21 protein-coding genes are annotated in these 26225 nt (G+C 55.2%); 7 read left to right on the forward strand and 14 right to left on the reverse strand.

The window, feature by feature from the left end:
• The first annotated feature begins 5 nt into the window (after window positions 1–5).
• Window positions 6–1565, forward strand: a complete 1560-nt coding sequence (locus tag QLQ17_RS10930; RefSeq protein ID WP_283209612.1) for a general secretion pathway protein GspF — start codon at window positions 6–8, stop codon at window positions 1563–1565.
• A gap of 16 nt (window positions 1566–1581) precedes the next feature.
• On the opposite strand, the gene QLQ17_RS10935 is transcribed toward QLQ17_RS10930, so the two are convergent.
• From QLQ17_RS10935 to QLQ17_RS10970, 8 genes are all read right to left on the reverse strand, one after another.
• The gene (locus tag QLQ17_RS10935) at window positions 1582–2562 is read right to left on the reverse strand and encodes an FAD:protein FMN transferase (RefSeq protein WP_283209613.1); all 981 of its coding nucleotides are present in this window, start codon (window positions 2560–2562) and stop codon (window positions 1582–1584) included.
• Window positions 2563–2637: 75 nt separating this feature from the next.
• Window positions 2638–4644, reverse strand: a complete 2007-nt coding sequence (locus tag QLQ17_RS10940; protein ID WP_283209614.1) for a methyl-accepting chemotaxis protein — start codon at window positions 4642–4644, stop codon at window positions 2638–2640.
• A 172-nt stretch (window positions 4645–4816) separates the two neighbouring features.
• Window positions 4817–6565: an ABC transporter substrate-binding protein gene (locus QLQ17_RS10945; RefSeq protein ID WP_283209615.1), complete on the reverse strand. Its 1749-nt coding sequence runs from the start codon at window positions 6563–6565 to the stop codon at window positions 4817–4819.
• A gap of 224 nt (window positions 6566–6789) precedes the next feature.
• Window positions 6790–7065: a DUF2160 domain-containing protein gene (locus QLQ17_RS10950; protein WP_283209616.1), complete on the reverse strand. Its 276-nt coding sequence runs from the start codon at window positions 7063–7065 to the stop codon at window positions 6790–6792.
• Between the two features lie 11 nt (window positions 7066–7076).
• A complete protein-coding gene (locus QLQ17_RS10955; RefSeq protein ID WP_283209617.1) occupies window positions 7077–7883 on the reverse strand; it encodes a carbohydrate ABC transporter permease in 807 nt (268 codons plus the stop codon).
• A gap of 10 nt (window positions 7884–7893) precedes the next feature.
• Window positions 7894–8760, reverse strand: a complete 867-nt coding sequence (locus tag QLQ17_RS10960) for a carbohydrate ABC transporter permease (RefSeq protein ID WP_283209618.1) — start codon at window positions 8758–8760, stop codon at window positions 7894–7896.
• A complete protein-coding gene (locus tag QLQ17_RS10965; protein ID WP_283209619.1) occupies window positions 8757–9860 on the reverse strand; it encodes an ABC transporter ATP-binding protein in 1104 nt (367 codons plus the stop codon). The genes QLQ17_RS10960 and QLQ17_RS10965 overlap by 4 nt, the downstream gene beginning before the upstream one ends.
• Window positions 9860–10954 (reverse strand): ABC transporter ATP-binding protein, encoded by a 1095-nt coding sequence (locus tag QLQ17_RS10970; RefSeq protein ID WP_283209620.1) that lies wholly within the window; start codon window positions 10952–10954, stop codon window positions 9860–9862. The genes QLQ17_RS10965 and QLQ17_RS10970 overlap by 1 nt, the downstream gene beginning before the upstream one ends.
• A gap of 308 nt (window positions 10955–11262) precedes the next feature.
• Here QLQ17_RS10970 and QLQ17_RS10975 point away from each other — a divergent pair, with 308 nt between their 5' ends.
• Complete coding sequence (locus QLQ17_RS10975) at window positions 11263–13161, forward strand: sigma-54-dependent Fis family transcriptional regulator (protein ID WP_283209621.1); 1899 nt, start codon at window positions 11263–11265, stop codon at window positions 13159–13161.
• On the opposite strand, the gene glpK is transcribed toward QLQ17_RS10975, so the two are convergent.
• Complete coding sequence (gene glpK, locus QLQ17_RS10980; protein WP_283209622.1) at window positions 13158–14630, reverse strand: glycerol kinase GlpK; 1473 nt, start codon at window positions 14628–14630, stop codon at window positions 13158–13160. The genes QLQ17_RS10975 and glpK overlap by 4 nt on opposite strands.
• A gap of 205 nt (window positions 14631–14835) precedes the next feature.
• Between glpK and QLQ17_RS10985 the strand changes: the two genes are divergently transcribed.
• Both QLQ17_RS10985 and glpD read left to right on the forward strand, forming a co-directional pair.
• A complete protein-coding gene (locus tag QLQ17_RS10985) occupies window positions 14836–15594 on the forward strand; it encodes a DeoR/GlpR family transcriptional regulator (RefSeq protein WP_283209623.1) in 759 nt (252 codons plus the stop codon).
• Between the two features lie 195 nt (window positions 15595–15789).
• Entirely contained in the window at window positions 15790–17319 is a 1530-nt protein-coding gene (gene glpD / locus QLQ17_RS10990; RefSeq protein ID WP_283209624.1) for a glycerol-3-phosphate dehydrogenase, read from the forward strand.
• Here the strand turns inward: glpD and QLQ17_RS10995 are convergent.
• Window positions 17304–17897: a uracil-DNA glycosylase family protein gene (locus tag QLQ17_RS10995; RefSeq protein ID WP_283209625.1), complete on the reverse strand. Its 594-nt coding sequence runs from the start codon at window positions 17895–17897 to the stop codon at window positions 17304–17306. The genes glpD and QLQ17_RS10995 overlap by 16 nt on opposite strands.
• Before the next feature lie 121 nt (window positions 17898–18018).
• Between QLQ17_RS10995 and QLQ17_RS11000 the strand changes: the two genes are divergently transcribed.
• A complete protein-coding gene (locus tag QLQ17_RS11000) occupies window positions 18019–18753 on the forward strand; it encodes a nitroreductase family protein (protein WP_283209626.1) in 735 nt (244 codons plus the stop codon).
• A 27-nt stretch (window positions 18754–18780) separates the two neighbouring features.
• Here the strand turns inward: QLQ17_RS11000 and edd are convergent, their stop codons facing one another.
• A complete protein-coding gene (gene edd / locus QLQ17_RS11005; protein WP_283209627.1) occupies window positions 18781–20601 on the reverse strand; it encodes a phosphogluconate dehydratase in 1821 nt (606 codons plus the stop codon).
• Window positions 20602–20780: 179 nt separating this feature from the next.
• On the opposite strand from edd, the gene pyk reads away from it, so the two are divergent.
• Entirely contained in the window at window positions 20781–22229 is a 1449-nt protein-coding gene (gene pyk / locus QLQ17_RS11010; RefSeq protein WP_283209628.1) for a pyruvate kinase, read from the forward strand.
• Between the two features lie 21 nt (window positions 22230–22250).
• On the opposite strand, the gene QLQ17_RS11015 is transcribed toward pyk, so the two are convergent.
• From QLQ17_RS11015 to zwf, 3 genes are read right to left on the reverse strand one after another with little or no spacing between them, the layout of a single operon-like run.
• Window positions 22251–22904 (reverse strand): bifunctional 4-hydroxy-2-oxoglutarate aldolase/2-dehydro-3-deoxy-phosphogluconate aldolase, encoded by a 654-nt coding sequence (locus QLQ17_RS11015; protein WP_283209629.1) that lies wholly within the window; start codon window positions 22902–22904, stop codon window positions 22251–22253.
• Window positions 22905–22914: 10 nt separating this feature from the next.
• Window positions 22915–23634, reverse strand: coding sequence for a 6-phosphogluconolactonase (pgl, locus tag QLQ17_RS11020; protein WP_283209630.1), 720 nt, complete (start codon window positions 23632–23634; stop codon window positions 22915–22917).
• Window positions 23621–25096, reverse strand: coding sequence for a glucose-6-phosphate dehydrogenase (gene zwf / locus QLQ17_RS11025; protein WP_283209631.1), 1476 nt, complete (start codon window positions 25094–25096; stop codon window positions 23621–23623). The genes pgl and zwf overlap by 14 nt, the downstream gene beginning before the upstream one ends.
• 214 nt (window positions 25097–25310) lie before the next feature.
• Between zwf and QLQ17_RS11030 the strand changes: the two genes are divergently transcribed.
• Window positions 25311–26180 carry a MurR/RpiR family transcriptional regulator gene (locus QLQ17_RS11030; RefSeq protein ID WP_283209632.1) on the forward strand — a complete coding sequence of 290 codons (870 nt, stop codon included), beginning with the start codon at window positions 25311–25313 and terminating at the stop codon, window positions 26178–26180.
• Window positions 26181–26225 lie beyond the last annotated feature (45 nt).

Below are 26225 nucleotides of genomic sequence, written 5' to 3' on the forward strand. Positions count from 1 at the left end.
TAACCATGTTGATCAAACTCCCACGCAAACGCGCTGTGTCACTTGAACAACCGCTTCTGCACCTGGATCACGGCAAACCCAAAACACGGCGTGAATTCATCTCCCAGGGTTTTATGGCGGGTACGGCTGCCGTGTCTGGCGCCTCCTTATTCAGCCTGCTGGCAGCGCCAAGGCGGGCAAATGCTTTTAGCCAGCAGCTGAAAGACGATTGCGGTATCCGCACCACCAGTTCTGGCAAAGTGCCGTTTATCTGCTTTGACCTCGCGGGCGGAGCCAACATTGCGGGCTCGAACGTGTTGATGGGCAAGTCGGGCGGCCAGGAGGATTTCCTGAGCACGGCTGGCTACAACAAGCTCGGCTTGCCCGGCGATATGCTGCCGGGTCAGGGCTTTATCAACGAAGAGTTCGGCCTGAAGTTCCACTCCGACAGCGGCTTTCTGCGCGGCCTGCTGGACACGGTGTCAGTTGGGGCGCGCGCCAACATTGACGGCTCCATAATTGCGGCGCGATCCGAAAACGACACCGGCAACAACCCGCATAACCCGATGTACGGCATTCTGAAAGCGGGCGCCGACGGCGAGCTGTTATCGCTGGTGGGGTCCCAGAGTTCAGAAAGCGGTGGCAACTCCATGGCGCCAATGAGCCTGATTAATCCCCAGGCTCGCCCCACCAAGGTAGACCGGCCCTCAGACGTAACGGGCCTGGTCGACGTGGGCGATCTTACCGCTATCCTGAGCCAGGCCGACGCAGTAGAAGTCATGAAATCCATGCGGGAAATCAGTGTCAGCAAAATGGCCAACGCCAGCCCCGGTTTTGGTGCGGAGGCAAACGATGACATCCGTCAGCGCGTCGATTGTGGCTACGTGAAAAGCGCTGACCTGGCGGAACGTTTTGGCAATCCCGAGGACCTGGACCCGTCCAGAGATGACCACATTGTGGGCGATAGCGGAATCTTCTCGACCGCAGAATTCACCGCCGGCAGCCGCGAGGGGCGGGAATTCCGCAAGACTGCGTCTGTCATGAAACTGGTTCAGAACGGCTACGCCGGCGCCGGGACGGTAACGCTGGGCGGCTACGACTACCACACCGGCGAACGAGCCACTGGCGAAAGCCGGGATTACCTTGCCGGACGGTGCATGGGCGCTTGCCTCGAGTACGCTCATCGTCTGTCGATTAGCGGAACGCCTACGCCGCTGATGCTATATGTCTTCAGCGACGGTTCCGTGTCCAGTAACGGACGGATTGATGACACCGAGGGCGGTCGTGGCAAAGGCGAATGGACCGGTGACAATCAGCAAACTGCGGCCTCGTTTTACTTGGTGTACAACCCCAGTGGCAGACCGGTTGTTCGTAACCGTCAGATTGGCTGGATGCGGGCCGACGCCTCGGTTGAAACCGCTTCCAGCCCGGCAGCCAACAACGTCAACCAGTTGGTGCAGACGGTGGTTCTCAACTACATGGCACTCAATAACGAGATTGGGGAATTCGGCAACCTGTTCCCGGGTCACGGGCTCGGCAATGCCGACAGCCTTGATCGGCTGATCGGCATAGAACCGCTCGCTTGACGAGGGTTTCGCAAGCTCAGGGCTGCTCCGGCGGCATCAACCCGTCGGAATAATGCACTTGACGCTGTTCATCAATGATGACGGCGTCGATACCGTCCAGCTGATTGATCAGCGCCAGGCCTTTGATCGATCCCAATACGAAAACGGCGGTCGAGAGGCCATCGGTCGTAAGTGCATCGTTGCCAAGGATCGTCACGCTCTGCACGCCCTTGACGGGTTTACCCGTTGCCGGTGACAGAATGTGATGTACCCGTTCTCCAGCCTCATCGAAGAAAAACCGTTCATAGTCACCAGACGTTGATACGGCCACGTCAGACAACGGCATTACCAGTGCGTTCCGGTTTTCAGACCGGGGATCGCGAATGCCTACGATCCAGGGCTTGCCTCGCTTATCCCCCAGCAAGCGCAGGTCACCGCCAGCACTAAGCCGGGCATGGCGAATGCCAAAGGATTCCAATATCTCGATGCCCTGGTCCACCGCATAGCCCTTGGCAATACCACCCAGGTCCAGACGCACACCTTGCTGCAGAAACCGAACGGTCCTTGCCTCTGGATCCAGCACGATGGAACGGTAATTCACGGATGGCAGACCGGCCTCAAGCTGCTCGTCACTGGGCTGCTGCTTCTCGCGAAAATCATAGAAGTAGCCCACCGAACCAAAACTGATATCGAACGCCCCATCACTGAGTTCAGACACTCTTACTGCCTGTTCGAGAACTTTGAACAGGCCTGAACTGACTTCCACTGGGCCCTCAGCCGCCTGCCGGTTTACCCTGGACAGTTCGGAGTCCTCCCGGTAGCGACTCATCTGATGGTCAATGCGATTAAACATGGCCAGCACGGCGTCGCCAGCCCTGTCCCCAACGTCTGGGCTATCGGACCAGTATTCCATCTGAATATCGGTCGTCATTGCAGTGCCACTGACCCTCACCCACTCCGCCGAAAGGTGGCAGGCAAATGCCAGCAAAAAAGACATTAATCCCAGACGAGCGAGCATCAGCAAACCCTTTCAAAGTGTCTCGACAGGGGCTGATACTACAGGAACCCATCAGTGTTCAGGAATGCTGATTGATCAAACTCTGAACCTACCGATCAAGGATTCTATATCAGCCATGGAGCGTTTGAGCTGATCACTGGTGTCGACCAGCTGCTCGATCTCTTTGAGGTTGGCTGACGAGGATCCGCTGATTTCGGTCACGTTTTTGGAAACTGACTGACTGACATCTTCCTGTTCGTCCATGCCCGTGCGCACATGCTCGGCGCTGTCACGAATCTGGTCGACTGCTTCGCGGATGGTTTCGACGCCTTTGGAAGCATCCGTGATCAGCGATTTCACCGATTCCAGGCGATGGAAACTGTCCTCCATGGAACTTACGGCATCTGATGCCTCGCCCTGCAGCCCTGTTACCAATCCCCGTATGGTGTCGGTGCTTTTGGTGGTTTTTTGCGCCAGCTCTCGAACTTCATCAGCTACAACCGCAAACCCGCGTCCAGCCTCGCCTGCCCTTGCTGATTCGATAGCGGCATTCAGTGCCAACAGATTGGTTTGATTGGCAATCTCATCAATGGATTCCGTAATCCTGCCAATATCATGGGAGGCACTTTCAAGCTGTTTCAGCTTGTCCGCAGTTTGTTGTATCTGCGCTTCCAGCTCTGTGACGCAATCCATGTTGGCATTGGCGGTCGATTTGCTCTCGTCCACGTGGTTGTTTACCGACTCCACCAAACGGTGCGTGTCCCTCACGGCATCAGCCACTTGATGACAGGAGGATTCCATCTGATTCATCGCGGTGGCAATGGAGTTCAGGTCGTCCGTCTGACCACGAATTCGCTGGCTCAGGTCCTGTGACAGGTCAGCGTTGGACCTTGCCACACCGGTAATTTCGCCTCCAGTCTTTTGCAGGCTGCCCAGAACTTCTCGCATGGCACCTGCGAGCTTGCTGGCCGACTCTTTGAGTTCGATAAACTCGCCATTGGCGCGGAATGTCATTTTCTGACTGTAATCGCCGCTGGCCATCGCAGACAGGTGACTGACGGTCGCCCGCAATGGCACGCTGATCTGCCTGCCCAGCAATACCGAAATAACGATGGCAATGAACAGAATGGACGGCACCAGATAATACACAAGTTCCTCAGACAGGCGCGCTGTCGAATCCAGATTGTCGACGGTCTGGACGGCTGCATCTCCAGCCGCAGCTGCCATTGCCTTGATATGTCCGTTCAGCGCCTCCAGCCCGCTTTCGACTTCTCTTACCGTGTTATTCACAGCCAGCAGATTACTGCGATAATCGTAATACTGGCTGACAATACCTGTTTCACTGTTCACCGACTCGAAAAAATCCGCCGCCAATGGCTTGAGATCTTCCAGCGACGCAATTTCCGCAATGATGGCTTCTATATCCTGCTCAACCGTCACCGTATTGAAACGCAGATTCTCGACCACCTGTTTCAGCTTGTCGGCATCCTCCGTACTCACCAGTTGCATGATCAATAACTCGATATTGGACAGATTGCCCATGACGGTCATCAGAAGATCTTTGAGGTAAATGTCAGAGCCCGCCGGAGCAGCGCCCTCACGCAACAGCAGCTGTTTCATTTCAGACGCTTTGGCCAGAAAATCAGACAGATCCTTGTTGACCGAATCCGAGACCCGGATCACTTCTGCCTGATGACCGTTCAGCTTACTGGCCTGTTGCTGCAATACAGTCAAACGATCGAGATACTGTTGGGCGGGTTCGTTAAAGCCTTCCAGACGATTGATCCCGCCAGCATTGCTGTTGAGTTCAGACACCTGCGTCTGCAGACCGGCAAGCATGGCTTCAAGCGCCTGATAACGGCCTTCAAGTTCGTCGTTGCTTTTGACTCGTGCCAGCGAAACCACGGCGGTGCCGCTGGTTCCAGTGGTAGCCTCAACAGACTGAACTGTACGCTGGAAAGGAAATATTCTGTCTTTCACTTCGGAGGTGCCGTCAGAAATCGACGTCATCATATTGCCATTGAATAGTCCCCACGCCGCGATAATCAGGCACAGCAACCCGAACCCGAAATACAGACGATAGATCACCGAAATTCTGTTCATGCGCCAAACACTCCACGCTTTATTGATTTTGTTACTCGGAGTCTTCAAAGCATAGTTGAGGTTGGCGGTTTACGTGAGATAGGACAAAGAAGAGAAACTGCCGCCGCCCGGGAACACTGGGAGCGACGGCAGTTTAGGTCAAAGAAACCGCTGGAAGTGGGTTACTTCAAAATCAGCTCTCTCGAGCTTTTTCCCACGTTTTCAGCAATTCTTCGTAGCGAACGGTTTTGCCTTTCGGCTTTTCGTTCTCAAGTTTAGGCTTCGGTGAGCCCGGCTGGTCGAGCCAGTACTGAGGATCGCGTGGCTCGTTCAGTTTCGGGCCGCAGGTTTCCTGTACGTTGGCACGCTCGAGACGCTCCATAACGCGATCCTGGGCCTTTGCGAGACCATCCAGGGCCTTCTGAGGTGTTGCCTCACCGCTGGCAGCCTGTGCAATGTACTGCCACCACAGCTGCGCCAGCTTCGGATAGTCCGGAACGTTGGTACCGGTCGGTGACCACTGTACCCGCGCAGGGCTGCGGTAGAATTCAACCAAACCACCCAGCTTGGGCGCCATTTCAGTCATGGCCTGGGACTCGATATCCGACTCACGGATCGGTGTCAGACCTGCGATGGTCTTTTCCAGAGAGACGGTCTTGGAAACCGTGAACTGTGCGTACAACCAGGCCGCCAGACGACGCTTCTCAGGCGTGGATTTCATGAAAGTCCAGGAACCCACGTCCTGATAACCCAGTTTCATGCCCTCTTCCCAGTAGGGTCCACGGGGTGAAGGCGCCATACGCCATTTTGGCGTGCCATCCTCGTTTACAACGGGCAGCCCATCTTCGATCATGCTGGCAGTAAAGGCGGTATACCAGAAAATCTGCTGGGCTATGTTGCCTTGCGCAGGTACTGGGCCGGCTTCCGAGAAGGTCATGCCCTGAGCTTCTGGCGGCGCATACTTTTCAAGCCAGTTCACGTATTTGGTAGTGGCATAAACCGCAGCCGGACCGTTGGTTGCACCACCGCGGGATACGCTGGCTCCAACCGGATGGCACTCGTCCACACGGATGCCCCACTCATCCACCGGCAAACCATTCGGCAACCCTTTGTCACCCGCACCTGCCATGGAGAACCAGGCATCGGTGAAGCGCCAACCCAGGGACGGGTCTTTTTTGCCGTAGTCCATGTGGCCATAGACACGCTCGCCGTCGATTTCCTTCACGTGCTCAGAGAAAAACTCGGCAATGTCTTCATAGGCGGACCAGTTAATGGGTACACCCAATTCGTAGCCGTAAATGTCCTTAAATTGCTTCTTCAGATCGTCACGCTCGAACCAGTCGGCGCGGAACCAGTAAAGGTTGGCAAACTGCTGGTCCGGCAACTGATAAAGCTTGCCGTCAGGGCCGGTGGTGAAATCCAGGCCGATGAAATCATCAAGGTCCAGCGTCGGCAAGGTCAGATCTTTACCTTCGCCATTCATGATGTCTTCGACCGGCATGACCTTACCGTAACGGAAGTGAGTACCAATCAGGTCAGAGTCGTTTACCCAGCCATCATAGATGTTGCGACCGGACTGCATCTGAGTCTGCAACTTCTCGATCACGTCGCCTTCCTGAATCAGCGTGTGAGTCAGGTTGATACCGGTAATCTCACTGAACGCTTCTGCCAGTACTTTGGACTCGTATTCGTGGGTGGCAATGGTTTCAGAGACAACGTTAATGTCCATCCCGCGGAACTGCTCGGCCGCCTTGATGAACCACTCCATCTCTTTCATCTGTTCTTCTTTCGAAAGCGTCGACCGCTTGAAAGAATCGTTCACCCATTTCTCGGCAGCGTCAGAATACTGATCTGCGCTGGCCTGAAAACTGAGCCCCAAACCCACCGAGCCGATTGCGGCGCTCAGAAGGAGGGTTTTCGGATATTTATTATTGTTGAACATATCCAACCTCGTTCGTCTTGTTGTGGTTTATTCAGAACGCAAACTCACGACTGCATTACGTCCCGGTTTTCCCTTTATAGCGTTTTGGCCGCTATTCTTTCGATCGGCCCGACCATCAATGTTCGTTTCCGATCATTTATCTGAAATTAGTTCGCATGTGAAAACTTTACAACCATTTCGGGCGAAAATTAAGAATCTTCGTCCCGGCCCGGCAATGGCCTGATTCACCCCCACCGCAACAGCACCAGAGCCCAGACCACAGAGATACCCAGGGCAACCCAGAGCGTGATATCACTGACGGCCAAGAAGGCCAAGTGTATGTAGGCCGCTGATAGCAACCCGATGAACAACCGATCTCCACGGGTGGTAGAAATAGGCAAAAAACCTTTCCGTTCCGTACAGGGAGACACCACTTCGTAAACGGTCATCACCGCCAGAATCGCCGCAATCACCGCAAAAAAGATCGCGACAGACGGAGTCCAGTTCATCCATTCAACCATAACCGTTCTCCTTATACCCGACCCAGTGCGAAACCTTTGGCAATATGATTTCTCACAAACCACACCACCAGCACACCAGGAATAATAGTGAGTACACCGGCCGCCGCCAGCACGCCCCAGTCGATACCACTTGCCCCTACCGTTCGGGTCATGATGGCGCCAATGGGTTGTGCGTCAACGGAGGTCAGTGTTCGGGCCAACAACAGCTCCACCCAGGAAAACATGAAGGCAAAGAAGGCTGCGACACCAATGCCAGACCGGATCATCGGCAGGAAGATCTTCACGAAGAACCTCGGAAAGCTGTAGCCATCAATATAGGCCATTTCGTCGTATTCGCGCGGCACCCCCGACATGAAACCTTCGAGGATCCAGACCGCCAACGGCACATTGAACAGACAGTGGGCCAGTGCAACAGCGATGTGAGTATCGAACAGGCCAACCGATGAATACAGCTGGAAGAACGGCAGAAGAAATACCGCCGGTGGCGCCATACGGTTACTGAGCAGCCAGAAAAACAAATGCTTGTCGCCCACGAACTTGTAACGACTGAATGCGTAGGCCGCTGGCAAGGCCACCAACAAAGTGATGGTCATGTTCATGGACACATAGATCATCGAGTTGATGTAACCGGAATACCAGCTGGAGTCTGAAAAAATCACCGCATAGTTGGCCAACGTGAAATTTTGGGGCCAAAGCGTCAGCCCGCTGAGGATCTCCTGGTTGGTCTTGAACGACATGTTTAGCAGCCAGTAGATCGGGGTCAGCAGGAGCAGAATGAACACCGTCATTCCGATGCCTTTCGAACGTGAATAAGTCATCCCTCTCTCCTTATTTTTCTTTATCGAGGTGAGTGATGGCGGTGAAGAACACCCATGACACCAGAAGCACGATCAGGAAATAGATCAACGAGAAGGCGGCCGCGCGACCGATATCAAATTGGCCGATGGCCATGGTGGTCAGCGTCTGGCTCAGAAAAGTGGTCGAGCTGCCTGGCCCTCCGCCGGTCAGGACAAAGGGCTCGGTATAGATCATGAAACTATCCATAAAGCGAAGCAGCACAGCGATAACCAGTACGCTCTTCAGTCGCGGCAGCTGAATGTACCGAAACACCGCCCACTTTGACGCCCGGTCAATCTCGGCGGCCTGATAGAAGGCCTCCGGAATGGCCCGCAAACCGGAGTAGCACAGCAACGCCACCAATGGCGTCCAGTGCCACACGTCCATCAGCAGGACGGTAAGCCAAGCGTCCACCGTATCGCCGGTATAGTTATATTCCAGGCCCAGCGAATTCAGCCCCCAACCAAACAGCCCGATATCGCCACGGCCAAAAATCTGCCAGATGGTACCCACCACGTTCCAGGGAATCAGAAGTGGAATCGCCAGCAGGATCAGACACAAAGAGGCCTTGATACCGGATTTCGGCATCATCAGCGCGACGCCGATCCCCAGGGGAATCTGGATAGCCAATACGGCACCGGAGAACGCAAACTGCCTCAGCAGTGAGTCCTGGAGTCGCTCGTCGTTGAGTACTTCCTTGAACCACTCGGTGCCCACGTAGTAAGCGTTACCTGGCCCGAAAATATCCTGAACCGAATAGTTAACCACCGTCATCAGTGGTATCAGCGCCGAGAAGGCGACCAGGATAAAGACCGGCAGTACCAGCCACCAGGCCCGGTTATTTGGAACCTTGTTCATTGTTCCGTCTCCTCTACCAGAAACTCATCCACGTAGAGCTTCAGCCATTTTTCAGGAAAACTGAGCTGCACGGTGCCGCCCGCCTCAAAGTGCTGATCCTCTGTCAGACGGACTTTCATCGTCTCGTCGCCCAGACGCACTGTCATGATTTTGTAGGTGCCCAGATCCTCGACATCCTTAACTTCGGCAGCAAAGGTATCGTCGGCAGCAACGTCCGAAGCCTGAACAAATTCCGGGCGGATACCGATCTTCACGTTGCTGGAAGTCAGATTTTCCAATGCTTCGGTCTGCTGCGTGCCCATAGGTACAACGGTGTCGCCAAAGCACACACCGCCCTCGCATCGGCGAACCTCAATCAGGTTCATGCCAGGACTACCGATGAAATAGCCCACAAAGGTATGGTTGGGCTGTTCAAACAATTCCGTGGGCGTTCCGAACTGGACGATCTGGCCGCCGTACATCACGGCGATTTTGTCGGCAAATGTTGAAGCCTCAAGCTGATCATGGGTGACGTATACCATGGTGATATCGAACTGCTCGTGAATCTGTTTGAGCTTGCGGCGCAACTTCCACTTCAGTTGCGGATCGATGACGGTCAGAGGTTCATCAAACAGGATGGCCGACACATCACCTCGCACCAGTCCGCGCCCCATGGACACCTTCTGCTTCTGATCTGCGGTCAGGTTCTTGGCCTTCTTGTGCAGTTCGTCCTCGATTTCCAGGATTTCTGCAATTTCGTTGACCTTTGTTTTGATCTGCGCCGCCGGCACACCCGTGTTTTTTAACGGGAAGGCCAGATTCTGAAACACCGTCATCGAATCGTAGATCACCGGGAACTGAAACACCTGAGCGATGTTTCGGTCACGAGGCGACAATTCATTCACTCGCTTGCCATCAAACAGCACGTCGCCTTCGGAAGGCGCCAGCAACCCTGAGATAATATTGAGCATGGTGCTTTTGCCGCAGCCAGATGGCCCCAAAAGCGCATAGGCGCCGCCCTTCTCCCAGACATGGTCCAGTTGCCGGATGGCGTAATCCTCAGGACCGGCCGGATTCTGGCTATAGCTGTGGGCCAGGGATTTCAGGTGAATTTCTGCCATCAGACAGCCCCTCCTGTGACCTGAGCCGGGGTAAACACCAGCTTCTCGTTGTCGTCGAATACAAACAGTTTGTTGATCGGCAGATAGATCTTGATGGGAGACCCGGTGTGATACTGATGCACGCCCATCAACTGCATGACCATTTCAAAATGGCGGTTCTGAACGTGCATGAAGGTTTCCGAGCCGCTGATCTCGCTGAGCTCCACCTCCATCGACATCTCCAGGTCGTCTTCGTTGCTAGGCACGAGCCCGATGTGACTGGGCCGTATCCCGAACCAGTAATCGCCCGGCTCAAGCTTCGCCAGTTCGTGGGTCAGAGCATGGTTGGAATATTCGTCGAACGTCACTTCGGTTTCCGTGACCCTGCCCTTGATCATGTTCATGGGTGGCTCACTGAACAGTTGCGCTGCCAGGGTATTCACAGGGTTTCGGTACACTTCCATCACCGGGCCGGATTGAACGATTCGGCCCTTGTCCAACAGAGTCGTAACACCACCCAGAGCCAATGCCTCGTTCGCTTCAGTAGTGGCATAAACGGCGATGCACTGGCGCTCTCGGAACAGCTCTCTGAGCTCCGTGCGGAGCTCTTCGCGCAGTTTGTAGTCCAGGTTTACAAGAGGTTCGTCAAACAGGATCAGGGTAGCGTCTTTTACCAATGCGCGGGCCATAGCAGTTCGCTGCTGCTGGCCGCCGGAAAGCTCCAGGGGATGGCGCTTTAATAAGGGATCAATCTGCAGCATATGTGCAGTTTCTTTCACCCTCCGGTCAATTTCGGAGTCTTTCATTTTGGCAAGACGCAGGGGCGAGGCGATGTTCTCATACACGGTCAGATTCGGATAATTGATGAACTGTTGATAGATCATCGACACATTGCGTTTCTGAACGCTCTGCCCGGTCACATCGTTGCCGTTATAGATAAGCCGACCTTCGTCAGGCTTGTCCAACCCGGCCATCAACCGCATGAGTGAGGTTTTACCAGCCAGCGTGCGCCCGAGAAGAACGTTGAACGAACCTGCCTCGAACGTGATGTTCGCGTCCCGGATGTAATCTACTCCATCCACGACACGGGAGAGATTCTCCAGCGTTAAGGACATGGGTTTTCCTTTTTGTTCTTGTAGGTCTTGACGAAATTCGATTTCGAATCTGTGGACGCAATGGCTATACCAATGTCACTCAAATTTCCGGGTAAATCTTTAACCCACTGTTTTAAATGCTTTTTTATGTGCGCCGAAGTTCTTTTGTGAAAACCAAAATGTTCGTTATCAAACTTTATGTTCAGTTTGAACATTGACCTGAACACCAATTGCGCACACTATTGAACACTCCGCGACACCATTTGGTGATGGCCTGGCGCCGCCCGCGGCCAAGACAAAAACAAAATGAAAAGGCTCGGAGGATTCGCGTGAAAAGACAGCATGTGAAAGCAAAGCACCAGTCGCTGATTGCCGATTCCTGGAACCGCTGTGTCGGCTATGGCCTTCATCATGACCTTGATCCCGAACCCGTGAGTCTGGATCCAAAGTCTGTCCGGCAGCTGCAAAAAGACTATCAGGCCTTGCTGGACACAACCGAAACCGAAGTGCTGCCCTACTACGACAACATTATGTCGAACAGCCGCTGCCTGATTATTCTGGCCGACTCTGACGCCCGAGTTCTTAAAGGATGGGGCGACCAACGCATTACCGACAGCCATTTGCGACCCTGGTTTGAACCGGGCGCTCACTGGCATGAGCGCAACGCCGGAACCAACGCCATTGGGACATCGATTGCCACCGGCTCGCCGATACAGGTTCAGCGAAACGAACATTTTCTGAAACTGAATCGCAGCATCATTACCTCAGCGGCGCCCATCTTTGATACAGACAGAAGCCTGATTGGTGTATTAAGCGCATTCAGCGACGCTTACCTGCCCCAGGCCCACACCCTGGGAATGGTGAGACTGCTGTCCCAATCGGTTGAGAATCGGCTGATCGTCCGGCAGCTAGGAGGCGATCACTTTATTCTCACGCTGAATACAACGGCGGACAATATCGACAGCCCCTGGTCCGGACTGATTGCGTTCGATCACAACGGCCGAGTGGTGGCGTCCAACCAGCGAGCGGATCAGCTACTCGGGCAGTCTCTTCCCGGACAGAACCTGAGCGCCCTTTTTATAGAAAGCCGGCATCAGGTACTGAACCACTCTCACAATGCGCCCATCCGCCTGACAACCACTCAGAGAGTCAGGCTGTCCGGCCTTCTGAAACGACCGGTTTCTGCCGTGTCGAACAGCGCAAGCATTGCCAGACCGCCCAAGCGACCTGAAACCAGCAAGCGAAACACCGAGGTTCTGTCGCTGAGTGACATCGAGCATGGCGACCCATCCGTCCGTCGCAGCGCGGATCAGGCAATGAAAGTGCTGGACAGAGATGTTCCGATACTCATTGGAGGCGAAACCGGCGTCGGCAAGGAAGTCATGGTCAAGGCACTTCATGCCGCAAGCAGCCGATGCAACCAGCCCCTGGTATCAGTGAACTGCGCCGCGATACCACCCGAACTGGTGGAGTCGGAACTTTTCGGCTATCAGGCCGGTGCCTTTACCGGTGCCCGATCGCAGGGATCGCTGGGGCTGATCCGAAAAGCCGACAAGGGCATTCTGTTTCTGGACGAGATCGGCGAAATGCCTTTGGCGGCTCAATCAAGGTTACTGAGAGTTCTGCAGGAGCGCGAGGTCACTCCGGTAGGCTCAACAGATCATATTCCGGTGGACATACTGCTGGTGTCGGCAACCAATCAACCCCTATCGCAACGTATTGATCGCGGCGAGTTCCGGGCCGACCTCTATTACCGTCTGAACGGATTGTGTATTGAGTTGCCGGCACTTCGTCATCGTGAAGACCGGCGGGAGCTGATCAGCCAGATATACCGGGCCCACAAAGATGATTCCCAACCGGACTCGCTGAACTCAGAAGTAATGGCAGCCCTTGAACATCACCCGTGGCCCGGCAACATTCGGCAGTTGCTGAACCTGATTCGTGTCGCAGTGGCGATTGCCGACGGTGAGGAAGTACAGCTCTGGCATTTACCCGAAGATTTTCTGGCGCTCTGCAAGGGAAGGAGCGATAACACAGACACGCCGGTTTTCGATGCCTCAAACTATAACGAGGCCCAACAGGCCAACGACAGCGAACGAGGCGACACCGCCGACCCAACGCTTGTGGTTTACCGCAAGTGCATGGGGAATGTGTCGAGAGCAGCACGTGAACTGGATGTCAGTCGGAACACCCTTTACAAGCGTTTACGCGAGCTGGGTGTACGCTAAAGCCTGCTGACGGCCTTGATCCAGCCATCGTAAAGCCTGTCCCTTTCCTCTTTCGTCATAACCGGGGAGAAACTCCGGTCGCAACGCCACATATTGCTCAGCTCCTCCAGCGATTTGAAAACACCCGCCTGGAGACCAGCCAGATACGCAGCACCGAGAGCTGTCGTTTCAACCAATTCGGGCCGGTCTACCTGAGCCCCCATCACATCTGCAAGAAACTGCAATACCCAGTTATTGGCAACCATGCCACCATCCACCCGCAGAGTGATGGGGCGCAAGCCATCTTTTTCCATCGCCTTCTGCAAGTCTTTGGTCTGATAGCACACCGATTGCAAACCCGCCGTCACAATTTCCTTGATCCCCGTGTCCCGGGTCAGGCCAAAGATTGCACCGCGGGCGTTGGGGTCCCAGTAAGGGGCGCCAAGGCCCGTAAAGGCAGGCACCAGATAGACACCGTGGTCCACCGGCGTACCTTCTGCCAGCGGCTCTGTCTCGCAGGCGTCGCGGATAAGCTGAAGCCCATCCCTCAGCCACTGGATCGCAGCGCCAGCGATAAAGATACTGCCCTCCAGTGCATAGACCGGCTTACCATTGAGCCTGTACGCCACCGTCGTCAAAAGCCGGTGCTCTGAGGTAAGCGCCTGATCCCCGGTGTTCAGCATCAAGAAACAACCCGTGCCATAGGTGCTTTTGGCCATGCCTGTTTCAAAGCATGTCTGGCCAAACAACGCAGCCTGCTGGTCTCCGGCAATACCCATCACAGAGATGCCATCAAGGCGCCCGTTTCCTTCAATGCGGCCAAAATCCGCCGCAGAATCCATCACCTCTGGCAACAGAGATTCCGGGATGCCGAAGAGTTCCAGCAGTTCGGGATCCCACGCCTGGTCGTGGATATTGAACAACATGGTACGGCTGGCGTTGGTGGCATCTGTGCGATGAACTTCGCCGCCGGTCAGACGCCAGAGCAAAAAGGTATCAATCGTTCCGAAGGCCAGCTCACCTCGCTCGGCACGCTCGCGTGCATCGGGAACATTGTCCAGAATCCAGCGTATTTTCGTCGCGGAAAAGTAAGGATCGATTAACAGCCCGGTCTTGTTATTGACGGACGGCTCGAAGCTTTTCTTTTTCAGCGTCTCGCACCAGGAGGCGGTCCGGCGGTCCTGCCACACGATTGCCGGGTACACCGCCTCACCAGTGACGCGATCCCATACCACCGTCGTCTCTCTCTGGTTGGTGATGCCAACAGCGATGACGTCATCTTCATCATTGCAACCGTTATTCAACACGTCGTCACAGGTTTCCCGCACCGTCCGCCAGATGTCTTCGGGATCGTGTTCAACCCACCCGCTGGCCGGAAAATGCTGTGGAAACTCCTGCTGACTGGTCGCGTGTATGCGGCCATCCAGGGTGAACAGGATGGCTCGTGAACTGGTGGTGCCCTGGTCAATCGACAGAATATACTGGGTCATAATGCTGCGGCCTATGATGTTCTTATTTTTTCGCATTTTTACCTTTCTGAAACACAAAAGCCAGCTTTGATTCCTTCCCGCGATCTCCCTGAATCCTTCAACCCCCTAAAAATGCTGCACAAAGCAGAAAAACCCACTAAACTGCGTCCAACCGCCTGTCTGATTTTGGTTCGTTATAGAACAGGCGTTATCCGGAGGGCACTGAATGGCACAGCGACGGCGGCAGGACCTGATCATGGAGCTGATTCAGCAGAACGGCTTTGTGACCACCGAACAGCTGGTGGATCAGTTCAAGGTAACGCCACAAACCATTCGCCGGGATCTCAACGAGCTGGCCAGCCAGAACAAGCTGAGGCGCCACCATGGTGGCGCGGGCATAGATTCAAGCACCGTGAACACCGCTTACCAGGCCCGCAAAATAATGGACCTGGAAGCCAAGGAACGAATCGCTGATGCTCTCGTGGAGATGATTCCCGATAATTCCTCGATCTTCATCAACATCGGTACCACCACGGAAACCATCGCCAAGGCCCTGTTAAAGAAGAACAACCTTCAGGTCGTAACGAACAACCTTCACGTCGCCTCTATCCTCTCGGCCAAAGAGGACTTTCACATCATCATTGCCGGTGGCGAAGTCAGAAACCGCGACGGTGGCATTGTTGGTGAGGCCACCCGGGATTTCATCAACCAGTTCAAAATGGACTTTGGAATCATTGGCATCAGTGGTATTCACAGCGATGGCTCGCTGCTGGATTTCGATTATCGTGAAGTGAGAGTCGCCCAGGCGATTATCCAGAATTCAGACAGCGTGTTACTGGCTGCCGACCATTCGAAGTTTGGACGCAATGCCATGGTCCGCCTTGGCAGTATTGCCCAGGCTAACCATGTTTTTACCGATGCCCCTCCCCCGGCTGAAATTCGCCAGCTGCTGAGCGAACACGACGTCAAACTGCATCTAGTTTAATTCAACCGAACACGCCAGTTTTCGATTCGAACCCATTTGTTCATAACTTGAGCTTCAGGCCGCCCCATATTTTCGTTTTTTTTCTGTATTTTCCTTTACGAATATAAATTGGTTTCGCATAATATCGCTATGATTCTTTAGGTACCGGCAAAGGCGAAGGAAACGTCTTTCCTCTGGCGTCAGGAGATGACATAGATGAGCTCGGAAAACACAACATACGACGTGGTGATTGTGGGCGGTGGCGTTAACGGCACCGGCATTGCCATGGATGCTGCAGGTCGCGGCCTGAAGGTATTATTGTGCGAGATGAACGACTTGGCCTCGGCAACCTCCTCCAGCAGCAGCAAACTGATTCATGGCGGGCTTCGCTACCTGGAGCACTACGAATTTCGACTGGTTCGTGAGGCACTGGCAGAACGGGAGTCGCTGTTGCGCAATTCACCACACATTATGTGGCCCATGCGATTCCGGTTGCCCCACCGCCCTCACCTGCGTCCCGCGTGGATGATCCGTACCGGGCTCTTCCTGTATGACCACCTGGCGAAGCGGGAGATTCTGCCCGGCTCGCGCTCAATCAAATTTGACGAGAAAGACCCCCTCAAGGCAGACATCACCAAAGGTTTCGAATACTCCGATGGCTGGGTAGACGATGCCCGGCTTGTCGTACTGACCGCAAAGAAAGCGCAGGAACGGGGCGCTACCATCCTGACGCGAACCAAATGCATCGACGCGAAACGCGGAGAACATAACTGGGATGTGGCTCTTCAGGACATGAACGACGACAGCGTTCATCAGGTATCCGCCAAGGTGATTGTCAATGCGTCCGGCCCCTGGGTCAGTCGCCTGTTCAGCGAAAGTCTCGCCATGAAGGCGCCCAAAACCATCCGAATGGTTAAAGGCAGCCATATAGTGGTTCCCAGACTGAACCGCGAGACCGAAGCCTACATTCTTCAGAACGAAGACGAGCGCATTGTTTTTGTGATTCCTTACGAGGATGAGTTCTCTCTGGTGGGCACGACCGATGTGGACTACGAGGGAGACCCGAAAAAAGCGAAAATATCCCCAGAGGAAACCGAATACCTGCTGAATATTGTGAATTCGCATTTCAAGCGCCAACTCACAGAAAGTGACGTGGTCTGGTCGTATTCCGGTGTTCGCCCACTGATGGACGATGAACAGGGCGACGCGAAGAAGGCATCCCGGGATTATTCATTCGAAGTTGACAAGGCCGATGGTAAAGCACCGGTTATTTCCGTTTTCGGCGGCAAGATCACCACCTATCGGAAACTGGCTGAGGCCGCCACAGACAAACTCTGCCAGTTCTTCCCGAATGCCGGCGGCCGCTGGACCAAGACGGCCATCCTGCCCGGCGGTGAGTTCGAAAACCATCAGAAGCTGGAAGCCCGCATGTCAGCCGATTATCCCTGGCTACCAGAGGCCGTCTACAGCCGCTATGTTCGCACCTATGGCACGAACGCCTATTACATTCTTGGAGACGCCACTTCCGTCGCGGATCTGGGGTACCGGTTTGCCGGAACTCTGTACGAACGGGAAGTGGAATACCTGGTCAAGCACGAATGGGCCATGACGTCCGAGGACATTCTCTGGCGCAGGACCAAACAGGGGCTTTACGCCACGGACGAGAATGTTCGCGAACTTGATCGCTATCTGGCTTCCCGGGCAACGCCGCAACCCCAAACGGTCGCGCTTCATAACAGCGCCTGAACACGCTGTCTCAGCTGGGGCACAACCTCTTGCTCAAACCAGGGGTTACGGCGTAACCACAAATTATTCCTCGGGCTTGGGTGGGGCAACGGCATTAACTCAGGCCAGTACTCCTGCCAACGCCTTACCTGGTCCGTCACAGACCGTTTCGGGCCTGGCAAATGCCAGGCATGGGCATACTGGCCAATAACCAGCGTGAGTTGAATCTGATCCAGCTTTTGAAGGAGCAACTCCCGCCATGCCGGCGCGCACTCCCGTCGGGGTGGCAGATCACCGGATGAACCGGTGCCGGGATAGCAGAATCCCATGGGCAGAATGGCCAGTGCCTGCTCATCGTAAAAAACCTCACGCTCTATCCCCATCCATTCTCGAAGGCGGTCGCCGCTGGGGTCATTAAAGGGAAGACCCGTCTCGTGCACCCGCCGCCCTGGCGCCTGCCCTACCACTAACACCCGCGCGGCCCGCGATACTTGAATCACCGGCCTAGGTTCATGCGGTAAATGGGCCTCACAGAGCCTGCACTGGCGAACCTGAGCCACCAGTTCTTCGAACGGCCTGTTTTTCTCAGAAGTGGTCATTCGGGTCAATCTCTCCAGACGAAACAGCCATTGCAAGAAGGCCTTCAAGCGGTAAACATAACGCCTGACACTGGCACTCACAATCCAGCCGCCAAAGAACCGCTATAAGGAATGATCGCCCATGAACGCCAAATCAGACATCACACCGAGCCCGGCACTGGATGCGTTTCGCGACGTCGTTCGCAGCCGGAGGTCTGTGCGACGTTTTACCGACGAGCCGGTTCCCGAAGCGGTTCTGGACGATTGTCTGGAACTGGCAACTCTGGCACCAAATTCCAGCAATCTGCAGCCCTGGGAGTTCTTCGTGGTGAAAACTCCCGAGCTGAAAGCCAAACTGGCCGATGCCTGCCTGGGGCAGAACGCCGCCAAAACGGCCCCCGTGCTCATTGTCATTGTGGCGCGCCCGGATACCTGGCGACAGAATTCCCGGCTTGCTCTCAAATACTGGCCTGAAGACAAGCTGCCGGGCATTGTCGAGAAGTACTATTCGAAAATCGCCCCCATCCATTACAACCAGGGGCCACTGGGCCTATTCGGTGCTGCAAAGAAAACTGCTGGTCTGTTCGTAGGTCTGACTCGGCCGGTTCCCCGTGGGCCCTACTCGGTGAACGAAATGAAAATCTGGGCCACGAAATCCACTGCTCTCGCCGCCGAGAATCTGATGCTTGCACTACGCGCCCATGGATACGACTCCTGCCCTATGGAAGGCTTTGACGAGTGTCGGGTTAGACGCTTGCTGAAACTGCCACGCAAAGGACTGGTGACTATGGTGCTAGCGGCCGGCACACGCTCTGATAAAGGTGTCTACAATCGCCAGTATCGGTTCGACCGGGACACCATGGTTCATTACCTGTAATTTCCGTTACCTGTCATTCCCGTGGCGTCAGGCATCGTGGTTCCAGAAAAAACTGGCGCCGTTTTCGGGGGTGCTCACGGCCTTTCGCATCCATCCAAACAGTTCCCGCCCCAGACCGTGACGGTGTGCATCCAGATTCGCGGTTTGCGCCTCGCGGCTGGCCAGGGACTCGTCAGACAAATCAATCTTCAACGTTCCGGAGACGGCATCCACCCGAATCGTGTCCCCGTTCTTAACCCGACACAGCGGCCCTCCGGCGACGGCTTCCGGGTAAACATGAATCGCAGCGGGCACTTTGCCTGACGCGCCCGACATGCGCCCGTCGGTCACCAGTGCCACACGGAATCCACGATCTTGCAGAACACCCAGATAGGGCGTGAGTTTATGGAGTTCTGGCATGCCATTGGCCTGCGGCCCCTGAAAACGCACCACAACGACGCAATCCCGATCCAGATCGCCGGCCTCGAACGCCGCCTTCAGGTCGTTCTGATCATCAAATACCACGGCGGGCGCCTCAACAATGCGGTGCTCCTTTGCCACCGCAGAAACCTTGATCACTCCCCGGCCCAGATTGCCGTCCAGAACACGAAGCCCGCCATCCGGCGCAAACGGTTCACTCGCCGTGCTGAGCACATCCGGTTTAGAACTCTGTTCCAGTGCCGGTTTCCAGACCAGTTTGCCCGCTTCCAGTTCCGGCATTTGCGCATACTGTGCCAGCCCATGACCCATGACCGTCTCAACATCGTTGTGCAGCAAACCGGCGTTAAGCAGTTCGCGAATGAGGAACGGCGTCCCGCCCGCTTCATGGAACGCATTCACATCCTCTTCGCCATTGGGATAGATGCGAGTCATTGATGGAACCACGGAAGAAAGGTCCGAATAGTCGTTCCAGTCGATGATGATCCCCGCCGCCCTGGCAATCGCGATCCAGTGAATGGTGTGGTTGGTTGAACCGCCGGTCACCAACAGTGCGACAAGGGCGTTGACGATGGATTTCTCGTTTACCATCTCCGCCAGGCCTATCTGACCTCCGTGGGGCTTGGATAATTTGATCACCTGCTCTGTGGCGGCTCGGGTGAGAGCCTCCCGAAGCGGGGTACCAGGATTCACGAAGGCGGCGCCCGGAAGATGAAGTCCCATGACTTCCACCAGAAGCTGGTTGCTGTTGGCGGTACCATAAAATGTGCAGGTGCCGGGGCTGTGATAAGACTTGGACTCCGCCTCGAGAAGCTCGTCGCGACCTACTTTGCCCTCGGCATACAACTGCCGAATCCTCTGTTTTTCCTTATTTGGAAGACCGGACGGCATAGGCCCTGCTGGAACCAGCGCAGTGGGAAGGTAGCCATAGCTCAGCGCACCAATAAGAAGCCCAGGTACGATCTTGTCGCAGATTCCAAGCAACAAAGTGGCATCAAACATGTTGTGGCTCAACGCCACCGCGGTGCTCATGGCAATGGTATCGCGGGAGAAAAGGCTAAGCTCCATACCGGGCTGTCCCTGGGTCACTCCGTCACACATGGCCGGGGTACCACCGGCGAACTGGGCAACCGAACCCATTCCATGAGCAGCTTCCTTGATGACGTCGGGAAAGCCCTGGTACGGCTGGTGCGCCGAAAGCATATCGTTGTAGGCGGAAACAATGGCCACATTGGCCTTGTTCATGAATTTGAGCGTGTCTTTGTCAGACTGGTTGCAGGCCGCAAACCCATGGGCAAGATTGCCGCATGACAGCGTACTCCTCTGGGGCGACTCGTCCCTCAGTTGGCCCATTCGCTTTAGATAATCTCCCCGCGTGTCGCGACTGCGTTCGATGATTCGCTGAGTGACCTCTTCCACTGTCCTGTTCATATAGCCGCTCCTGCTTCTGTCATCGGGCCGTTAAATCCTTGGGTTAGATTGTTACCATAATGCATGATTCAGGCCGCTTGCACGCCGTAGTATCCTTAAACATCGTGCAATAGTTGCTGGAAAAGCGCATTGCTTGCATCATCAGACCATACCTCTATACACCAAGAAGGATCTGCCCCATGCTCAGGCGCACCAAGATTGTTGCGACCCTCGGCCCCGCGACTGATTCCAAGGAATCACTGGCCGCCATCATCAAAGCCGGCGTCGACGTTACCCGACTGAATTTTTCCCACGGCAGCGCCGAAGAGCATATTGAACGCGCCCGCAGAGTTCGTGAAACCGCGACAGAACAGGGTCGGTTCGTTGCGCTTCTTGGAGACCTTCAGGGGCCGAAGCTGCGAGTCGCTCGCTTCCGCGACAACAAGGTTTACCTGAAAGTCGGCCAGACCTTTGTCCTGGATGCTCGTATGGACAAGGATGGCGGCGACGAACATGCCGTGGGTATCGATTACGAGCAGTTGATCGACGACGTGAAGCCCGGGGACATCCTCGTTCTGGACGACGGGCGCATCGAGATGGAAGTGCAGTCTGTTGATGGCACCAGTATCCGCTCTACCGTGCTGATCGGCGGTCCGCTTTCCAACAACAAGGGCCTGAACAAGCGCGGAGGCGGCCTGTCCGCCGATGCTCTGACAGAAAAAGACAAGAAAGACATCGTGACCGCTGCTGAACTGGGCGCCGATTATGTCGCCGTTTCTTTCGTACGCACGGCAGAAGACATGCATACGGCCCGCGCCCTGCTTCGAGAGGCAGGGTCGCAGGCATATCTGGTTGCGAAAATTGAGCGCGCAGAATTGGCTGATGATACCGATGCATTGGATGCCGTCATTGCTGCTTCCGATGCGGTCATGGTTGCCCGAGGCGATCTGGCGGTGGAAATTGGAGACGCGCAGTTGGTGGGCGTGCAAAAACACATCATCAGCCGGGCACGCGCATTGAACAAAGTGGTGATCACGGCCACCCAGATGATGGAATCCATGATCGACAACCCCATGCCGACCCGGGCCGAGGTATCGGATGTGGCCAACGCAGTGATGGACTACACCGATGCCGTGATGCTCTCTGCCGAAACGGCGGTTGGTGATTATCCGAAAGAGGCGGTTGAGGCAATGGTTCGAATCTGCATGGGGGCAGAAAAGCACCCATCCATGCATCAGTCCAAACACCGCATTCACGAAAACATGGAGTACATAGACGAAGCCATTGCGTTGTCCGCCATGTACGCCGCCAACCATCTTGATGGGGTGAAATCCATCATCTGCATGACCGAGACCGGGGCCACACCTCTGCTGATGTCACGGATCAAATCCAGCCTGCCGATCTTCGCCTTTTCAAGACACCACAGTACCCAGCATCGAGTAACTCTGTTTCGCGGCGTTCAAACGGTACCGTTTGATTCCGCTAAATTGCCGAACGAGGAAACCAACGCCCTGGCGGTGGCCGAACTTCGCAAGATGGGTATCGTCGCCGACGGCGATCTGGTGGTGATCACCAAAGGCGACTACATGAACGCACAGGGCGGCACCAACACCATGAAAATCGTGAGAGTAGGCACAGACATTCACTGAGTATTGATTGGGGGGGCAGCCTCAGGCTTTAAGATCGGCCAGGCTGCCCTTAACGATACGGGTAATCCCCCGCCAATCTTCCGCAGCGACCAGGTCGGCAGGCGTCAGCCATGAACCACCCACTGCCGCCACTTGTTTGAGGGCGAGGTAATCTTTTGCCGTGTTCCGCTTGATGCCACCGGTCGGGCAAAAGGTCACATCGGGAAAAGGCCCGGCAAACGCATTCAGTGCCGGTATCCCTCCGGCAACTTCTGCCGGGAAAAACTTGAACTCCCGGTAGCCCATGGCGTAGCCCATCATCAGCTCCGACACGGTGGAGATGCCGGGTAATAACGGCGACTCCGAAGTCAGGCCGAAATCCAGGATGGCTTCGGTAACCCCGGGAGTGATCACGAACTGGGCACCGGCAGACTCCACAGCGCGATACTGATCAATACTGGTCACGGTACCGGCGCCCACCCAGACGTCGGGCAACGCCTCTCTGACAGCTTCAATGGCTTTGACCCCGTGCGGTGTTCGCAAGGTGATTTCAAGCACTCGAATGCCCCCCTCCACCAGCGCACGACACAGTGGGAGAGCCTGACGCGGATCCTGTATGGCGATCACCGGCACCAGAGGTGACGCGCCCAGTACGGCTCTTACCCGTTCGTGATGGAAATCTGAAAGCTGATTCATGGCGGTGTCCTCAGTCACTGAAATAGATTCGCAGGCCGGGCCTGATGAAGAGTCTTACGGGCATGCCGTGCGCGTCATCCAGATCTTCACAAGCACGTTTCAGGGTATCCAGCTTATCGGAACCCTTTAGATGCAAGGCGGTAAACCCGGCCTTTTGCAGAATCTTCGGCGTCAGCGTGATGCGGGGGTGAGCCTGAGATGGCGGATTCATTGCGGCGACCCAGTCTTCAGTATCGCCATCCAGCACCTGAGCCAGCTCGGGCGCATCAGGGAACAGTGAGGCCGTGTGGCCGTCCGTTCCCATACCCAGCACCAGCGCGTCCACCGGGAGACTACAATCCGCCAACGCCTCGTGAATGGCATCCAACGCTTGCTCAGGCGAGCCTCCTGGCTGCTTCAGAGAGAAAAACCGACTTTCGGACGCAGGGCCCTGCAACAGCTTTTCTTTCACCAGCCGGGTATTGCTGGCGTCGTCCTGTTCTGACACCCAGCGTTCATCGGCCAGAAGAACATCAATGCGTGACCAGTCGAGAGGCTTCTCTCTCAGGCTCTCGAAGAATGGCACCGGAGTGGATCCGCCAGAGACCACCAGGCTGGCCCTGGGGGCTTTCAATAGTCGCTCGGCCAGATGCTGGCTGACGTCGTCCGCCAGGGCCTGAGCAGCCTGTTCCGGGCTGCTGTGCAACTCGGTCTGAATAGATTCTGGTAAACCCAGATCATGCATCTTCATACCAGCTCCTGCCGTCACGGGTGATCATGGCAATGGAGGCCACCGGTCCCCAGGTTCCAGCGGCATAGCGCTTGGGGGGCTGGCCGCTTTCGTCCCAGTTGCGCATGATCTGATCCACCCATAGCCAGGCGTGTTCCACTTCATCCCGGCGCACAAACAGGTACTGATTGCCTTTCATGATTTCCCACAAAAGGCGCTCGTAGGCATCCGGGATCCGATCTGTCTCAAAGGTTTCCGAGAACGTCAGCTCAAGGGGCCCTTCCCGCAGCCGCATGCCTTTATCGAGCCCCTGGTCCTTGGTCAGAATCTGCAAGGCCATGCCTTCGTCCGGCTGCAGACGAATAATCAATTTATTGTTGGCAAGATGCTTCTGATCCGAATCAAAGATGTAGTGCGGTGCAGGCTTGAAATGAATAATGATCTGCGACAGTTTCTCTGGCAGCCGTTTACCCGTGCGAATATAGAAAGGCACTCCGGACCAGCGCCAGTTGTCGATCACCGCCTTCAGCGCAACAAAGGTTTCGGTCTTGCTGCCTCTGGCAGCGCCTTCTTCCTCCAGATAACCGGGCACAGGCTTGCCGGCGCTCGTTCCGGCTGTGTACTGACCACGCACCACATGGGCGTCCATCATGTCTGGCGTAATCTTGCGCAGGGCTTTGAGCACCTTGACCTTTTCATTGCGAATACTGTCCGCGGAAAGGTCTGAAGGCGGATCCATGGCGATCAGGCACAAAAGCTGAAGCAAATGATTCTGAACCATATCCCGAACCTGGCCGGCTTTGTCAAAGTACCCCCAGCGCCCCTCGATCCCCACGCTTTCAGCCACCGATATTTCGACGTGGGAGATATGATTCTGGTCCCATTGAGAAGCAAACAGATTGTTGGCAAAACGCAGGGCAATCAGGTTTTGCACCGTCTCCTTGCCAAGATAGTGGTCAATGCGGAACAACTGATCCTCGTTGTAAACCTCGCCCAGCTCGTCGTTGATGACTTTTGAGGACTCCAGGTCATGACCAATCGGCTTCTCAACCACGACACGCGTGTTTCGGTCACAACAGTCGTTACTGCGGAGGTTACGGGCGATCTCACCATACATGGCTGGCAGCGTGGCCATATAAACAATCAGATTACTGGGCTCGGCACTGCGCCAGTCTTTCAGAACGCTAAACCCACCCGGATCGGTAAAATCCAGACACTGGTAATCAACGCGTTCCAGGAAGCAATCAACCACGGCCTGCTCAAACTCTCCAGATTTAACGTGCTTCTGCAGACACTCCCTCAACAGCCCACGCACTTCGTCCCGACTGAGAGATTTTCGAGCGATCGCCAGGATTCTGGATTTCGGGTGCAGTAGCTTGGCACGCTCAAGCTGGTAAAGCGCCGGGAACAATTTGCGCTGGGCCAGATCGCCCAGGGCACCAAACATCATCAGATCGCAGCGGGTTTCATTCTGTTCAGCCATGAGTCTTACGTCTCCGTGATTCCCGACCGTCTAGATGCAATGGGACGGCGCCTAGATAAGTAGTAGTTTTATGAAAATAATGACAGTAAAAAACCCGTTTTCCAAGCGCTATGGCGCCTCAATGATATTTTTACTACCCTTAAGAACGATAAATAAAGGTATAATGCCGCCATCTTTGTTCGCACCACGCTCACTCGACTCAGGAGTAACCTCAATGCCTGCCAACACGGCGCAACGCGATGACAACCTGCTTGAGGACATTCAGAATCGCCTGGAGAATCTGAACAAATCCGAGCGCAAAGTGGCTGAAGCCATTCTTCGAGATCCCTCGGCAGCTACTCGTTACAGCATCGCAGCCCTGGCAAGAGCCGCCGACGTCAGTGAACCTACGGTCAACCGGTTTTGTCGCGGCTTTTCGGCCACGGGGTTTCCTGACTTCAAAATCCGACTGGCTCAAAGCATAGCGACTGGAACGCCCTATGTCGGCCAAAACATCGAACCCGACGACACCGTTGGCGAGTTCACTGACAAGATCATGCTTAGCACCATAGCGAACCTTGAGAAGGCACGGCAATCCCTTGAACCGGCAGCTCTGAGCCTTGCCATTGACCATCTAATCCAGGCAAGACAGATTCATTTTTTCGGGATGGGAGGCTCTGCCCCTGTCGCCATGGACGCCCAGCACAAGTTTTTCAGGTTCAACATTCCCGTCATGTTCTACGATGATCCGCTCATGCAGCGCATGGTGGCCGCAGGCGCCTCGACCGGTGACGTGATCGTGCTGATCTCCAATACCGGCCGCACCGTCGAGTCCATAGAGATTGCCCAAAATGCACGTGCCAGCGGCGCTACTGTTATTGGAATCACCACGCCTGACTCTCCCCTGGCGGAAGCATGCACCGTGGTGGTGGGTGTGCCAGAGCCGGAAGACACCGAAATCTATATGCCCATGTCATCCAGGATCATTCACCTTACCGTGGTCGACGTGCTCGCGACAGGCGTTACATTGAAACGTGGCATTGATTTCCAAGGACACCTGAAGAAAATCAAAGAGAGCCTCAAGGCAACGCGCCTGCCACGATAATCCTTCGTCGACACGCTGCTTTAACCATAAAAAAAGGCACCCTAT

Source organism: Marinobacter sp. CHS3-4 (genome assembly GCF_030053415.1).
GTDB lineage: Bacteria > Pseudomonadota > Gammaproteobacteria > Pseudomonadales > Oleiphilaceae > Marinobacter.